Origin of the sequence: Kordiimonas sp. SCSIO 12603, assembly GCF_024398035.1 — a bacterium.
Classification (GTDB): Bacteria; Pseudomonadota; Alphaproteobacteria; order Sphingomonadales; family Kordiimonadaceae; genus Kordiimonas.
Window position 1 is genome coordinate 630,434 of sequence record NZ_CP073748.1, and the last position, 14,695, is coordinate 645,128.

General features: G+C 47.5%; 13 protein-coding genes, 1 tRNA gene and 1 pseudogene. 8 read left to right on the forward strand and 7 right to left on the reverse strand.

What is annotated here, in order from left to right; translation table 11 throughout:
• Nucleotides 1-188: 188 nt before the first annotated feature.
• Both KFE96_RS02905 and KFE96_RS02910 read left to right on the forward strand, forming a co-directional pair.
• Nucleotides 189-1,637, forward strand: a complete 1,449-nt coding sequence (locus tag KFE96_RS02905; protein WP_255834510.1) for an inorganic phosphate transporter — start codon at nt 189-191, stop codon at nt 1,635-1,637.
• Between the two features lie 134 nt (nt 1,638-1,771).
• Entirely contained in the window at nt 1,772-3,220 is a 1,449-nt protein-coding gene (locus KFE96_RS02910; protein WP_255834511.1) for a serine hydrolase, read from the forward strand.
• A gap of 12 nt (nt 3,221-3,232) precedes the next feature.
• On the opposite strand, the gene polA is transcribed toward KFE96_RS02910, so the two are convergent.
• Together polA and KFE96_RS02920 are read right to left on the reverse strand one after the other, a co-directional pair.
• Nucleotides 3,233-6,016 (reverse strand): DNA polymerase I, encoded by a 2,784-nt coding sequence (gene polA / locus KFE96_RS02915; RefSeq protein WP_255834512.1) that lies wholly within the window; start codon nt 6,014-6,016, stop codon nt 3,233-3,235.
• A gap of 46 nt (nt 6,017-6,062) precedes the next feature.
• Nucleotides 6,063-6,239, reverse strand: a complete 177-nt coding sequence (locus KFE96_RS02920) for a zinc-finger domain-containing protein (protein WP_247019121.1) — start codon at nt 6,237-6,239, stop codon at nt 6,063-6,065.
• 143 nt (nt 6,240-6,382) lie between these two features.
• Between KFE96_RS02920 and KFE96_RS02925 the strand changes: the two genes are divergently transcribed.
• Together KFE96_RS02925 and nadB are read left to right on the forward strand one after the other, a co-directional pair.
• The gene (locus KFE96_RS02925) at nt 6,383-7,330 is read left to right on the forward strand and encodes an ABC transporter ATP-binding protein (RefSeq protein ID WP_255834513.1); all 948 of its coding nucleotides are present in this window, start codon (nt 6,383-6,385) and stop codon (nt 7,328-7,330) included.
• Nucleotides 7,327-8,955, forward strand: a complete 1,629-nt coding sequence (gene nadB / locus KFE96_RS02930) for an L-aspartate oxidase (RefSeq protein ID WP_255834514.1) — start codon at nt 7,327-7,329, stop codon at nt 8,953-8,955. Before KFE96_RS02925 ends, nadB begins: the two co-directional genes overlap by 4 nt.
• 83 nt (nt 8,956-9,038) lie before the next feature.
• Here the strand turns inward: nadB and KFE96_RS02935 are convergent, their stop codons facing one another.
• Nucleotides 9,039-9,398 (reverse strand): energy transducer TonB, encoded by a 360-nt coding sequence (locus KFE96_RS02935; protein WP_247019114.1) that lies wholly within the window; start codon nt 9,396-9,398, stop codon nt 9,039-9,041.
• Nucleotides 9,399-9,793: 395 nt separating this feature from the next.
• Here KFE96_RS02935 and KFE96_RS02940 point away from each other — a divergent pair.
• Nucleotides 9,794-9,870, forward strand: a tRNA-Arg gene (locus KFE96_RS02940).
• A 499-nt stretch (nt 9,871-10,369) separates the two neighbouring features.
• Here KFE96_RS02940 and KFE96_RS18240 read toward each other — a convergent pair.
• Nucleotides 10,370-11,368, reverse strand: a pseudogene (locus tag KFE96_RS18240) (recombinase family protein); the annotation flags it as partial.
• Complete coding sequence (locus KFE96_RS02945; RefSeq protein WP_255834515.1) at nt 11,368-11,655, reverse strand: hypothetical protein; 288 nt, start codon at nt 11,653-11,655, stop codon at nt 11,368-11,370. The gene KFE96_RS02945 and the pseudogene KFE96_RS18240, both read right to left, overlap by 1 nt.
• 215 nt (nt 11,656-11,870) lie before the next feature.
• On the opposite strand from KFE96_RS02945, the gene KFE96_RS02950 reads away from it, so the two are divergent.
• Complete coding sequence (locus KFE96_RS02950; protein WP_255834516.1) at nt 11,871-12,467, forward strand: hypothetical protein; 597 nt, start codon at nt 11,871-11,873, stop codon at nt 12,465-12,467.
• Entirely contained in the window at nt 12,464-13,054 is a 591-nt protein-coding gene (locus KFE96_RS02955) for a hypothetical protein (protein WP_255834517.1), read from the forward strand. Before KFE96_RS02950 ends, KFE96_RS02955 begins: the two co-directional genes overlap by 4 nt.
• 41 nt (nt 13,055-13,095) lie before the next feature.
• Here KFE96_RS02955 and KFE96_RS02960 read toward each other — a convergent pair whose 3' ends face one another.
• Nucleotides 13,096-13,710, reverse strand: coding sequence for a hypothetical protein (locus KFE96_RS02960; protein WP_255834518.1), 615 nt, complete (start codon nt 13,708-13,710; stop codon nt 13,096-13,098).
• Between the two features lie 244 nt (nt 13,711-13,954).
• Between KFE96_RS02960 and KFE96_RS02965 the strand changes: the two genes are divergently transcribed.
• Nucleotides 13,955-14,521 carry a recombinase family protein gene (locus KFE96_RS02965; RefSeq protein ID WP_255834519.1) on the forward strand — a complete coding sequence of 189 codons (567 nt, stop codon included), beginning with the start codon at nt 13,955-13,957 and terminating at the stop codon, nt 14,519-14,521.
• Here the strand turns inward: KFE96_RS02965 and KFE96_RS02970 are convergent.
• Nucleotides 14,502-14,669, reverse strand: a complete 168-nt coding sequence (locus tag KFE96_RS02970; RefSeq protein ID WP_255834520.1) for a hypothetical protein — start codon at nt 14,667-14,669, stop codon at nt 14,502-14,504. The genes KFE96_RS02965 and KFE96_RS02970 overlap by 20 nt on opposite strands.
• Nucleotides 14,670-14,695: the final 26 nt, after the last annotated feature.

Consider the following 14,695-nt stretch of genomic DNA (forward strand, 5'->3'; position numbering starts at 1 on the left):
GGAAGGGCGGCCTGTTTGGTCGCCCTTTTTTTTATGCGAAATTCGCTTGCACTTGGGGTAAAATCAGCTATCAGTTCTGTGTAATAAAAATTTCATAATAAAGATTCCCAATAGGGAAAAGCATGGGCTATAGCCTGTTACAGTTTTGTTTTTGAGTACCAAAGCTTGGTTTATCTAAGGGTTTATTGATGAATAATCACAAGGTTGATTCTGACCTTAAAAAGGTACAGGGCTTCCAAACTGGGGTAAGTGAACACGGGCGACCAATCGCTAACCTTGGTTTTGCAATGTTATTTTTGCTGGGTGTATTCCTCTATGCATCTTTAGTACATGGCCTTGAAGGCACAAGTGTATTTGTAATCGTGGCTGCTGTTATTGGTGGCTATATGGCGATGAATATTGGCGCTAACGATGTTGCCAATAACATTGGCCCGGCTGTTGGCTCTAAAGCGCTTACAATGGTGGGTGCGCTTATCATCGCAGCTGTTTTTGAAGCCTCTGGTGCTCTTCTTGCGGGTGGTGATGTAGTTTCCACAATCCGCAAAGGTATCATTGATCCCTCAGGTATCAGCGATCAGATGGTTTTTATCTGGGCTATGATGTCAGCGCTGTTAGCGGCTGCATTGTGGCTTAATCTCGCGACATATGTTGGCGCGCCTGTGTCTACCACTCACTCAATTGTAGGCGGTGTAGTAGGGGCTGGTATCGCGGCTGCCGGTGCTTCAAGCGTGGCATGGGGCAAGTTGGCTGCTATTGCAGCCAGTTGGGTTATTTCACCACTCTTGGGCGGTGTTATCGCTGCTGGCTTTCTCTATTTTATTAAGCGGAATATCCTTTGGCAGGATGATATGCTCGCGGCTTCTCGTCGGTGGGTGCCTGTGCTTGTTGCTATCATGTCAGCAGCTTTCACGCTTTATCTTGCTACAAAAGGTTTGGCTAAGGTCTGGAAACCTGATGTTGTTTCTATGTGGGCAATTACAGCGCTTGTGGCTTTTGCAACATGGCTTGTAACCAAACCACTGGTTGCTCGCCGTTCTTTGGTGCTTGAAAATCGCCGTAAATCAGTAGCAAGCCTGTTTACAATCCCGCTTATTTTCTCTGCAGCACTTCTTTCATTTGCGCACGGTGCGAATGATGTGGCCAACGCGGTTGGTCCGCTGGCAGCTATCGTAAGCGTTGCAACAGACAGTTCAGGGACGGATCAAGTTTCTATTCCTCTGTGGGTGATGATTATCGGTGCTATTGGTATTTCTATTGGCCTGATGCTTTTTGGCCCGAAGCTGATCCGCACGGTTGGTGAGAAGATTACTAAACTTAATCAGATGCGTGCCTTCTGTGTGGCGCTGGCAGCCGCTATTACTGTGATTGCTGCAAGCTGGCTTGGGCTTCCGGTATCATCTACACACATCGCTGTTGGTGGTGTGTTTGGTGTTGGTTTCCTTCGCGAGTATCTCGCGAATAATGGCGATGCAAAAGGACGTCCAACCAAGAAAGAGCGCCGGGCCCGCGAAAAACGCAAGTTGGTTCGCCGCCGTGAGATGCTGACAATCGCAGCTGCTTGGGTGATCACAGTACCTGTTGCAGGTATACTCTCAGCTGGCCTCTTCTTTGTGCTCTATAATGTTTTTGAAGGCTAAGGGTTTTCCAATTCTTTGAGTTCTTGAAAAGCCGCTTCCTGTGAAGCGGTTTTTTTGTCGCAGCACCTCTATGTCACATATGCATAGCTTAAAGGTCTTGAGATAGTCCTCTAAGCAAACAAGAGGGGGATACTGTGTTTAAGATATTGGCATCAGTTTTGGCACTTGGTTTTACTGAAGCAACAGTAGCGGACGAACAAGAGGTTCAAAAATTTGAAAATGCCCTCGCGCCAACCTTTCAACTGAAGGGTAGATTACAAACATTTAATATGCTTGAGCGAATGCAGTTGTACGATGTACCCGCTGTTTCTGTTGCCATCATTGATGATGGGAAAATCGCTTGGTCTCACGCTTGGGGCGTGAGTGATACAACATCAGGGAAACAGGCCACGGAGCACACCCTCTTTCAAGCAGCTTCGATCTCAAAACCTGTTTCCGCTTTTGCCGTGATGCAGATGGTGGATAAAGGTGAACTTCGCTTGGATACACCTATCAATGATTATCTCAAAAGCTGGCAGTTGCCGGAAAATGAGTTATCGGAGAAAACACCAGTTACATTAAAGCATCTTCTAAGCCATACGGCAGGTACGACAGTGCATGGTTTCCCGGGGTATCAGCTTGGGGCTGAATATCCATCTACCAAGGATGTTGTAGCAGGAGCCGGAACAGCAAATACAGGCGCTGTAATAGTGGATTTCGAACCAGGTACCAATTGGCGCTATTCTGGTGGTGGTTACACCGTAATGCAGCTCGCGCTTGAGGACAGGGCAGGTGTTTGGTTCCCTGAGATTGTCAATAAACTCACTGTAAAACCTGCGGGCATGAATGAGAGCTTCTTTGATTTTATTGTCCCTGAAAATAAGAAAGCATTGCTGGCATCCGGGCATTTGCCAAATGGTGAGATTGTTAAAGATGGGTATGTGGTACACCCAGAAAGCGCGGCTGCCAGCCTCTGGACAACACCCAATGATATCGCCACTTTTTCGCTGGAAATGATGAAAGCATGGAATGGTGTGGAAGGGGCTTTGATAACTCAGAAGTCTGCCAAAGAAATGCTGACACATATCAAGGGCGGATACGGCTTGGGCTTCAGTTTGGAGATGGAAGGTGATGAGATCATCGGCTTCAAACACGGTGGATCAAATGTTGGTTTCCGGGCTTATATGATTACCCTTCTCGAAGGTAAAGGTGCTGTTGTGATGACCAACAGTGATAACGGCATGAAGATTATCGAGGAAATCCTGAGTGCAGCAGCAAACACATATCATTGGCCTATCTACCAATCTGCAGTGAAAGACTGGCGGCCAGCTACCGCAGAAGAAAGAAACAGATTTACTGGCTCGTATGCCTTTGAATTCCAAGGACGTGAGATACGTTTTAATGTTACCGCAGAAGGTGAAGGCTTTCTTGTCGAGAGCCAAGGGAATTTGTCTCCAACTCAGTTCTTTATTGAAGGGCATGAAAAAGGGGAAACCTATCTGTTTGCACAAATGGGTATGGAGTTTTCTTTCAGCAAAAATGAAGCTGGAGAGCTGGTAATGAAGGTGTGGGGCAACCAAGCGAAGAGATTGCCCGCACAGTGATAAAGGTTGGGGCTAGTGCGCTTCTTCCCAGTTATGGCCTGTACCGCAATCCACAATTAGGGGTACGCTCAGGTCAAGTACTGGTTTGCAGGCATTTTCCATCACATCACGGATAACAGGGATAGCCGCTTCTACTTTGCCTTCAGGTGCTTCAAATACCAGTTCATCATGCACCTGAAGGAGCATGCGAACATCCGTTAGGCCAGCGTCCTTAAGCGCATCCGGCATACGGATCATTGCCCGGCGGATCACATCAGCGGCCGTACCCTGAATTGGGGCGTTGATGGCTGCACGTTCACCAAAGCCGCGCTTCATTGGGTTTTTGTCCTGTAGGGATGGTGTGTGGCATTTGCGACCAAACAGCGTTTCCACATAGCCGTGCTCTTTACCGAATTCGACCGTATCATCCATATATTTGCGGATGCCCGGGAATTTTTCGAAATAAGCATCAATATATTTCGCGGCATCTGAGCGGCTAATATCTAATTGGCGAGCAAGGCCGAAAGCTGAAATACCGTATATGATACCGAAGTTGATAGCCTTTGCCTGACGGCGGACAATCGGGTCCATGCCTTCAACAGGCACACCAAATACTTCGCTTGCTGTCATAGCGTGAATATCAGTGCCTTCAGCGAATGCTTTTTGCAGTGCTTCAATTTCAGCGATATGAGCAAGGATACGTAGTTCAATCTGGCTATAGTCAGCCGCGATCAGAATGTTACCTTCTTCTGGCACAAAGGCACGGCGGATTTTGCGGCCTTCTTCTGTCCGGATCGGAATATTCTGAAGGTTCGGGTCATTTGATGACAAGCGACCCGTTGTGGTAGACGCCATATGGTAGCTGGTGTGAACGCGGCCTGTATGTGGGTTTACCTGCTGCTGGAGTGCATCAGTATAGGTACTCTTCAATTTGGAGAACTGGCGGAATTCCATGACCTTCTTTGGAAGTTCATGGCCTTCGGCTGCCAGTTTTTCAAGCACATCTACATTGGTTTGCCATGCGCCTGTTTTCGCGGATTTTTTACCGCCTTTCAGGCCAAGGTCATCAAAGAGAATTTCACCTAGCTGCTTCGGTGATGCAACGTTAAACGGGCGACCTGCCATGTCCTGAATTTCTTTATCCAGACGCTCGATGCCCATAGCAAAATCATTGGAAAGTTTTTTCAGCGTACCTACGTCTACCTTGATGCCTTCAAGCTCCATACCTGACAGTACTTTAGCCAGTGGGCGTTCAAGGGTTTCGTAAACCGTTGTCACCTTCTCTGGCGATAGGCGTGGTTTCAGAATTTTATACAGGCGAAGTGTGATATCAGCGTCTTCAGCTGCATAATCTGTTGCGCGGTCCAGCGGTACTTTATCAAAAGTAATCTGGTTTTTGCCTGTGCCCGCAATTTCCTTGAACGGAATTGGGGTAATATCCAGATGAATGCCTGAAAGTTCGTCCATACCGTGGTTATGCTTGCCAGCATCCAGCGCGTAGCTGATCAGCATGGTGTCATCCATCGGGTGGAGATCAATTCCCACACGGGAGAGGATCGACATATCATACTTGAGGTTTTGCCCAACCTTCAGAACAGATGCGTCTTCCAGCATCGGCTTAAGTGCTTTAATTACGTCTGCTTTTGGCAGTTGATGTGGTGGTTCTGCCAATAGATCATCGCTGTCACCCACGTGGCCCACAGGGATATAACAGGCTTTGCCTGGCGCGGTAGATAGGCAAATACCCACAAGACCAGCTTCAGCAGCATCAAGGCCTGTAGTTTCAGTATCTACGGCTACAACGCCAGTCGCGTAAGCGCGCTCGATCCATTTCTCAAGCTCCGCCATATCGGTAACGCAGCTATAATCCTTCTCAACCGTTTCTACTTCTTCGTCGATCGGGTCGATATCCGCGCCGTCACCCCAAGCGGCAATTGCTTTCACGCGGAGCGAGCGGAAATCCTGTGCGTCCACAAACTTCAGGAACGGGTCCAGCTCAGGCTGTGAGAGGCCAAAATCATCAACGCTGTTTTCCACAGGTACATCTGATTTAAGGGTAACCAGCTGGCGGCTGATGCGCGCCATATCTGCGAACTCAATCAGGTTTTCACGGCGTTTCTTCTGTTTGATCTCTTCGGCACGTTCAAGAAGCGTATCCAGATCGCCGTATTCATTGATGAGAAGCGCGGCCGTTTTAATACCAATACCAGGCACACCAGGCACGTTATCCACGCTATCGCCGGCGAGCGACTGCACATCCACAACGCGTTCCGGGCCAACACCGAATTTCTCAACCACACCGTCCGCTGCAGTGCGCTTGCTTTTCATGGTGTCAAACATATCGGTACGGTCATCAAGAAGCTGCATCAAATCTTTGTCTGAGCTTACGATGGTTACCTGCCAGCCTTTTGCGCGCGCTTCAGCGGCATAGGTTGCGATCAGATCATCGGCCTCATAGCCTTCCATTTCAATAGCTGGTAGGCCAAAGGCTTCAGTTGCTTCGCGGATCAGCGGGAACTGGGGCACAAGGTCTTCAGGTGCTGGTGGGCGGTGTGCTTTATATTCTGGGTAAATTTCAGAACGGAATGTTTTGCGGGCCGCATCAAAAATCACAGCAAGGTGCGTTGGTTTTTCGTTATCTTCCAGATCCTGAAGCAGCTTCATGATCATATTGGAAAAACCGTATACCGCACCCACAGGGGTACCGTCGCTGCGAGTTAGTGGCTTTCGAGCATAAGCCATGGCGTGATAGGCGCGAAAAATATAGCCGGAGCCATCGATCAAATATAAATGCTCTTTGCCGCTCTCTGCAGTCATCAGCTTCCCCTGAAATAATTATGTGTGGATAGTTCTGCTAAGTGGCTTACTTATCAGAAGGGCCGCCTTGCAAAATATAGCGGCGATCACAATATGGGCATTCTACCTGGCCGTTTTCGTCCATGGTTAGATAAACGCGTGGATGACCAAGGGCGCCGCCGTCGCCATCGCAGGCTACCTTTTTTGTGTCAACAATTTTAGTTTCTGGTGCTTCAAGCGTCATGGGTTTAATCTCTCTAGGATTTTTACTCGGTTAGACGGGAACTATTCTATATATCAAAGCTACTGCGGCGTACAAGCGGTGTGGTGCATATGGCAGTGAATTTTATACCATGCTGCCCGGTTAAGTTTGTAAAGGATTTTGGTGTGAGCGGAAATGCAATTGAAATCAAAGGCTTGAAGAAAGTTTATAAAGGCCGTGGCGGTGCTGAAGATAAAGTTGCGCTCAAAGGGATTGATCTTGAAATTCCGCAAGGGTCCATGTTTGGGCTGTTGGGGCCGAACGGTGCTGGTAAATCAACCACGATTAACATCCTTGCAGGCCTTGTGAATAAAACAGCGGGAGATGCTAAAATCTGGGGTTTTGATATTGATGAAAACCCACGAAATGCGCGTGCGAACATTGGTATCGTGCCGCAGGAATTGATGTTTGATGCGTTTTTTACCCCGCGCGAGATGCTTGAGGTACAGGCCGGTATGTATGGTGTACCAAAAGAAGACCGCCGTACAGAGGAACTGCTGAAGGCTGTGCATCTATATGATAAAGCGGATGCTTATTCTCGCTCCCTTTCTGGTGGTATGAAACGTCGTCTTTTGGTTGCTAAGGCGCTTGTACATAACCCGCCTGTTCTAGTGCTTGATGAACCAACAGCGGGTGTTGATATTGAGCTTAGGCAGCAGCTCTGGGATTATGTGCGCGAACTGCACTCCCGCGGCACCACTATTGTGCTGACCACTCACTATCTTGAAGAAGCGGAAGAGCTTTGTGATACCATCGCCATCATCAACCACGGTGAAGTGGTATGTTCTGAATCAACCGAACAGCTTCTGAAGCGGATTGATGAGAAAGAAGTGGTGATCAAGGTTGGTGAAACTTTGGGCGCGATCCCGACCGAGCTTGCTGATTTCAATAGCCATCTGCGCGGTGAACATGAACTTGCGGTTCAGATTAACCAAAGCGACGCGAACGTTGGCGCTGTGCTGGCTGCAGTTCAAAAAGCGGGGCTGACGATCAATGATATCTCAACCAACGAGACCGACCTTGAGGATATCTTCCTTCAGCTTACGAGTAAGAAAGAAGGCAAAGCGGCATGAAGCACATCTATGATGTTGTGATTGCGGGCACTGGTGCGGCGGGTTTGACCGCAGCCCTTAAGCTTGCACCGCATATGAAAGTGGCTGTGCTATCCAAAGGCCCGATGTCGGGCGGTTCAACCCGCTGGGCGCAGGGCGGTATTGCGGCGGTTCTTGAAGCCACGGACAGTATCCAAAGCCATATTGATGACACGCTGGTTGCGGGCGCCGGGCTCTGTAATGAAGAGGCGGTGCGTTTTGTGGTGGAACGTGGCCGGGAGGCCATCGAAGGCCTTATCGATCTGGGTGTGGAGTTTGACCGTGCCAATCAAGCCCATGAAGACGGCTATGATTACCACCTTACTCGAGAAGGTGGCCATAGCCACCGGCGGATTATCCATGCAGCAGACGCTACAGGAAAAGCCGTTCAGAAAACCCTGAATGAGCAGGTTCTGGCGCACCCAAATATTGATATCTATGAATATCATGTAGCGGTAGATGTGATCACCAATCGCCATTTGGAAAAGCAGGGTGGTTACACGGACCAGGCCCACGGGCTTTATGTGCTTAATTTGAAAACGGGTGGCGTGGAAACCTTTTCTGCTCGGTCCACTATTCTTGCCACAGGTGGTGCGTCAAGGGTGTATCTCTACAGCAGTAATCCTGATGCCAGCACAGGGGACGGTATTGCCATGGCGTGGCGAGCAGGTTGCCGCGTAACCAACATGGAGTTTAACCAGTTCCACCCGACATGCCTTTATCATCCAGACGCAAAAACCTTCTTGATTACCGAGGCTATGCGTGGTGAGGGAGCTGTGCTTCGTGGCAAGGACGGTGAACGTTTTATGCCCAAGTATGATGAGAGGGCTGAACTAGCACCAAGAGACATTGTAGCTCGCGCTATCGATAGCGAAATGAAACGCACAGGTGTCGATAATGTATGGCTTGATATCACCCACAAGGATGCAGATTTCGTGATCTCGCATTTCCCGAACATTTACCGCTACTGCCAATCACTGGGGATTGATATCACGTCTGACCTGATCCCGGTGGTGCCTGCCGCGCATTATACCTGCGGCGGTATTCATATTGATATGAAGTCCCGCACAGACCTAAGCCAGCTTTATGCCATTGGTGAATGTGCGCACACTGGTCTTCACGGGGCCAACCGAATGGCGTCAAACAGCCTTCTTGAGTGCCTTGTGATGGGAAATGCTGCGGCGGATGATATTCTTGAAAATGCGGCAGATCTTCAGGCACCAGCAATTGTGCGGCCGTGGGATGAAAGCCAGGTAACAGATTCTGATGAAGAAGTAGTGGTAAGTCATAACTGGAAAGAGCTGCGCCGCTTTATGTGGGATTATGTGGGTATTGTACGTACAGACAAACGCCTTGCCCGCGCTAAGCGCCGGGTTGATCTTCTGGCTGCCGAAATTCAGGAATATTACGGCAATTTTCGGGTAACCGCTGATCTGCTTGAATTGAGGAATTTGGTGACAGTGGCTGATCTTATTGTGCGTTCAGCACAGATGCGCAAGGAAAGCCGTGGCCTTCACTATACGCCGGATTATCCTGAACTAGCTGAAGGCAGCTATGAGACCACGCTTATCCCTTTCAGCCGAACAGTATCTGACCGGGTAGCCTAACTAGCATTCGGTTTTAGAAAAAGAAAAGCCCGGCAGGGAGGAAGCCGGGCTTTTTGCACATTCTCTGGGGGAAAATGCGGGTATTAGTCTAGACGCCAGTCTAGTGGAAGAACGAAAGAAAGTTCTTCCTGGCCTGCAGGTAGTGATGGCAGTGGGTTCAGGCGCTTAACCAGTTTCGGGATTTCGCGGTCAAGAACAGCAGCACCAGTTTCTTCGATTACTTCGTGCGCTTTAATTGCGCCGTCAGCAGCAACTGTCAGGCGAATTTTTGCTTTACCTTCAATTTCGCGAGCAAGAGCAGAACGTGGGTAGCGCTGATTTTTGGCTACTTTTTTTGCAACAGCTTTTTTCCATGCTGTCATATCTTCAACAGCGAATACAGCTGTCGTACTTGCTAGTGCGCAGAATGTTGCCAGAACTAGTACTTTAATAAGGTTTGTCATCACGTTTCCTATAAATTTCAATCAAAACCTGGGGGATTTGCGGGCGGTTCTACGGGGAATTCGTAACCAAAAGGTTACCAAAATCAGGAAAGCAATTTTTTGCTGATAAAAGGTATCACAGGCGATTCATTTGATGGGTATTGTTCAGTTTTGCGCAATAATATTATAAGCCTTAACGGCCTTTTAACCACAAGGGTGATTCGTGTAAACTGCTGTGGTGGTAAAATTCTCGCGTTTGGTGGGGTGATTCACGCTTCCTTGAGCTTACCGTGAAGAAGAAACAGTTCGCGGGCGATGTTCCCTTTGAGCATTAAAAGGTATGGATTGCATATGATGCGAAAAGAAACTTGAAGGTGGCTTCATTGCCGTGTAGTGTCCGCGCCACCAACTGATGCGCACCCATAGCTCAGCTGGATAGAGCGCTGCCCTCCGAAGGCAGAGGCCAGAGGTTCGAATCCTCTTGGGTGCGCCATCTCAAAATTTTCCCCACAAATCTCCCTCAAAGCCTTGAATGGCAAGGCGTACGCTGGTGTTCGAAAACCTTCACCGCGCTTGAACGCTAATTTGTCTGCAAACGTCAGTCTTAGGACCGTTCTTTTGTCCACCAATTTGGGGGAATTCCATATTTTCTGCGGGTTTGAGAGGTAGGTCATCGCGTGTTCGAACATTTGCTCGAAGGTATGCTTGGGTTTGTGCATATCTGCAAGCTGTTCACGCAACTCAAACTTGGTATTTTCAAGTCTTTGGATTTTACGTTCATATGCTTTGACGACAGTTTTACTATCCGAATCTGCGAGGAGGTCCATCAACTCATCGATTTGTTTGTCGATAGAATTCAAGTCTCTTTTCACGCAAGCCTTGAGTTGCGTGGCTTTTGACACTGACATGTCCCATAAATCACGAAACATATCTGCTGCAAGCGTCGCTAACGATTCTGATGGCTGCAACTTGCCTAAAAGCGTTTCGAACTCTTTCTCAATTAGCTCTTTACGGATAGACTTTCGGTAGCTTTCACAGCCTTTAATAAAGCAAAGATAATAAGGATAGCTCTTATTTCTACCTTTAGACCAACAAGCGGTTAAAGGATGACCGCAATCACCACAGGTAATGAAACCGCGTAAAGGGAAGTCTTCTCTGATATCCGCGACTGCAGGTGCTTTGGCACCTTTCTTCAGGCGTTCCTGTATCTTTTGATATGTCTGGAATTTAATCAGAGGCTCATGATGACCTTTTCTCAAAGAGACATCCCAATCAGGGATTTCAATATAGCCTGCATAGATAGGACGATTAAGAAGCTCGTATATCCGTTGATGACGTGCGATCCCTTTACTGAAATAAGGTTGCTTTTCCAGGAAACGCTTCGCTTCGGCTTTTGTTTCAAAGCGTCCTGATGCAAATCCATTCAAAGCTTCAGCTAGAATAGTTGCGTAAGGTTCGTCTCTTACAAGCAACTTGCCATGACCCGCTACTTTCTCATAGCGATAGCCTATCGGGGGCATAAACACCCAATAACCATTCATCGCACGCGCACGCATACGGTTCTTGGTTTGCTCGCCGTTCTTCTGTCGCTGGTGTTGCGATACAGAGGCAAGAAGGTTCTCTACAAGAATAGAGTCTGAGTCTTCACCAAACTCAATAGAAGGGCTTTCGAGCACACCGCCAGCAGTCGCAATATCAGCTCGAAGCTGCAAGTGAGCATCCAGCCCACGAGCAAGACGAGAGATATCGTCAATGATAACGATGTGACCGCTACCTTTTCTATTAGCACTTAGATAATTAAGCATGGCTTGCATACCTGTTCGTGCAGTCAGAGAGCCTGACGTGTCGTCGTTAAATACCTTAACGACTTTATGGCCTTTATACTTCGCATATTCACGACAACGCGTTTCCTGAGAAGAGAGACCATTGCCGCGTGTGGTCTGTTTTACATTCGACACACGGCAGTAGATTACAGCTGGTTGTTGGGGCATTATTTGTCCTCGCTTTCTGTTGTTAATTTATCCTTCAAGTATAAGTCATACTCGTCATCTAATGGGGCTGCTTCAAAGTCTTCTCCACAGATAGCTTTAAGGGCGAGAGTGGTTGCATCTCTGCCAAAACCCAGGTCAACAAATTGGGTCATGATCTGCCAGAGTGTGATGAGCAATTCCTGCTTTTGCTCTTCGGTCAGATCAAACTCGTCCAGGTGATGGCGATACTTTTCGAGTTCAGGAGAGTCAGCGGGTAGTGGGTCTGGGATTGGGGCATGTTCATTCATGTCTTCTACTTTCTTTTTATAGTTTGCGAGGGCATGTATTCGCCCACACTTGAAAAAAATTACATCTCAATAGAGATATTTTTTGCTTGCGATTGTATTTTCGCTGATTGAAAACTTGCCATGTGAACTATGGATAAGTCTAAGGACTGCCTGTTAAGTCCTGTAAAGTTTACGGAAGTTTACAAACTGAGTGATTTTGTTGGGGGTACATAAGTATGGCATTTGATGTGGCAGCGCATGGGCTTGATAGCCACTACTCCCCAGCACAGCAGGAACGTATCAGACAGTTAATGCTTGAGGACTGGAAAGCTGCTGGCGTTAAGCTCCCTACCTATATGAAACTTGTTGCACGCTATATTGAGAAAACAGGTGTGTCAGAAGACTGGCTATCAAAGCTGCGTCACCAGACAATGGATAATATGCTCAAAAAGCTTTACAACCCACGCTACGAGTTCTGGGCGTGCCTCCATTTATATCTGAATAAGAAATACGGTCATCAAGACATCACCGGTCAGTATGCCGAGGATGATATATTTGGTGCTGCCTTCGTTCGCTATGGGGGCGCTCAGTCAGCCCCAAATTCAGGTCAGCATAAAATCGGTGACATGGTGATTGATATAACCACCGAGGAAGGGAAGGAGTTTGCATATGCTTCAATCCCTCAGGAAGATAGCCATAAACCTCTAAATGACTTTACCCTTGATATTGAATACCCGGTAAGGGGCGTTGCTATTAAGCAGGATCAAAAGACCTTAATCATTTTAAGGGATGTAATGACCCAAGCGATCACCATGCAGGAGCTTGAGCAATGAGTGATCAAGCACAAGAACGCTTCGAAGCATTAAAGGCGTATTTCGATAAATTACCCACCAAAGAGAAAGAGCGAGAGGCCGCAAAGGGGCAAGCTCATGATGGCGCTGTATTTGATCTGATCAAGAATGGTGACGGCGTTGGTCTCTATGCCTCTGTGCAGAAAGATCCAAGCTTACTTGAAAAGCAGGATGAAAAGGGGATGACACCGTTACATTGGTCTGCGGTGGATAAATCTGGCCTTACGTATGAGATCACTACGTCACAACCAAGCAATGCACCCTGGATGCGGGATAACTTTGATCGCCTGCCTATGGAGGTAGCTAAAGAAGCTGGACGTGAACAAGATCAATTAAAACTCGAACGCGTTACATATCCGCAGCTATTCCAGCAGGAGAAAAATGGCCCCGAGCAATCAGCTAAAGTTTCTAAATATTATAAGAAGCATAAGGAAACTGGTAAGACAGATACAAGGGATAGGGAGAGCCGTGCTTTGGAGAGGCTTAAGGCCAAGCTTAACAAACTGTCCCAAACAAAAGAACTTGGAAGCCCGAAAGAAAAAACGAAATCAAAGAGCAGGGGACGATGAAAAAAGGGCGGCTATAAAGCCGCCTGAATTTGTGGGTGTAGTTATAGGCCGTATTCTTGTTTTTTCTCGGCGACTACTTCTTCAATGGTTTCACCTGAAAACCCGAACTTCTTTCCAGCCTTCGCATATGCCGCATCTGCCTTCTTACGGAAGGCTAGTTCTTCCGGTGTATCAAGGATCAGGGCATTCTTATAACCATCCCACGAAGTACGTGTGCCGTTATGGTCATAGTAATGTTTCAGGGCGTCACTGATCTTCGCTCTATGGGTGCCATAGTACCAAGAGCCATTTTTGTCTTTCTTAACCATCATGACAGCTTCTTTCTCACCCTTTGTCCCTTTGGGATAAAGAACCGCAATAACATTCTGCTTGGGTAGGTTTGCTGGATTACTGTCACTAATTTCATAGATAGTTTTGGCGACGCCTTCGATGGTAGAGACGTGAAGCTTCAATCGCACTTTATATTCTGGTTCTGCATCTGAGCCTTCATTATCAAATGCCAAAACCTCAACGTCATCCAATTGAATGACAGGCGTATCTGAATCAAATTCCTTCTCTTCAATTGCTGCTTTTAATGTGTCCGGGGTGATTGGTTCGGGATAGCTATCACAGGCGGCTAACCCTAATAATAAGAACATCATAAATAGATATTTCATGATGAATAATTCCTTCGAGTTAAAACCCTCCATTTCTCCCGTTTTTCATAACTATAAATTGACAGATTCAGCTTTTGAACGTAGGTAGGAAATCCAACGACTTGCTAAACATACAGTCGTATGTATCGAGTCGATGCGTGCAAATTCAGCCCCCGTGCATAATGGAGCCTTTTTGCACGACTTACACGTATCAAGAGTCTCTTTTCCCTTTTAAATCAATCCGCTAAAGCCCTATCCTTCATATATGAAGATAGGATATGCCCGCGTTTCTACCGAGGATCAAAGCCTTGATCTCCAACTAGACGCACTCACTGCCGCTGGCTGTGAAGCAATCTATAAAGATCATGGTGTGAGTGGCGTTAAATCTAATCGCCACGGCCTTGATGCTGCGATCAAAGCAACAGGGAAAAATGACGTGTTTATGGTCTGGAAACTCGACAGGCTAGGCCGCTCATTGGGCTTCCTTATTCAGCTGGTAGACACCTTGCGCGAACGAGGCGCTGGATTTTGCTCTCTGACGGACGGGATTGATACCACGACACCATCAGGGAAACTTGTGTTCCATATTATGGGCGCACTTGCTGAATTCGAGCGTGAACTAATCAGAGAGCGTACCAAAGCAGGCATGCTTGCAGCCAAAGAACGCGGAACCATATTGGGTAGACCAAGGAAGCTAACAATCAACCAGATTAAGCAGGCATATGCCCTGCATAAAAACGGTATGACATTAACCGATCTTGCACCACGTTTTGGCGTTGATAGATCAACACTTTCCAGAGCAATCGCAGCAATCAATGATACCTGTCACTAGGTTTAATCAAGGTTTCTGCGAACCGGATAACCAGCTTTCTATCTTCCGATGAAGGCAGGTTTAAATAGGCAGATAACAAACGTCCGCAATCGTCCGCTTCCATCTTGCTTATCTTCCTGAGTAGTTCGTTGAAATTGTCTTTGGCCATACAGTAGTCCTTTCTTTTTCTGGTAG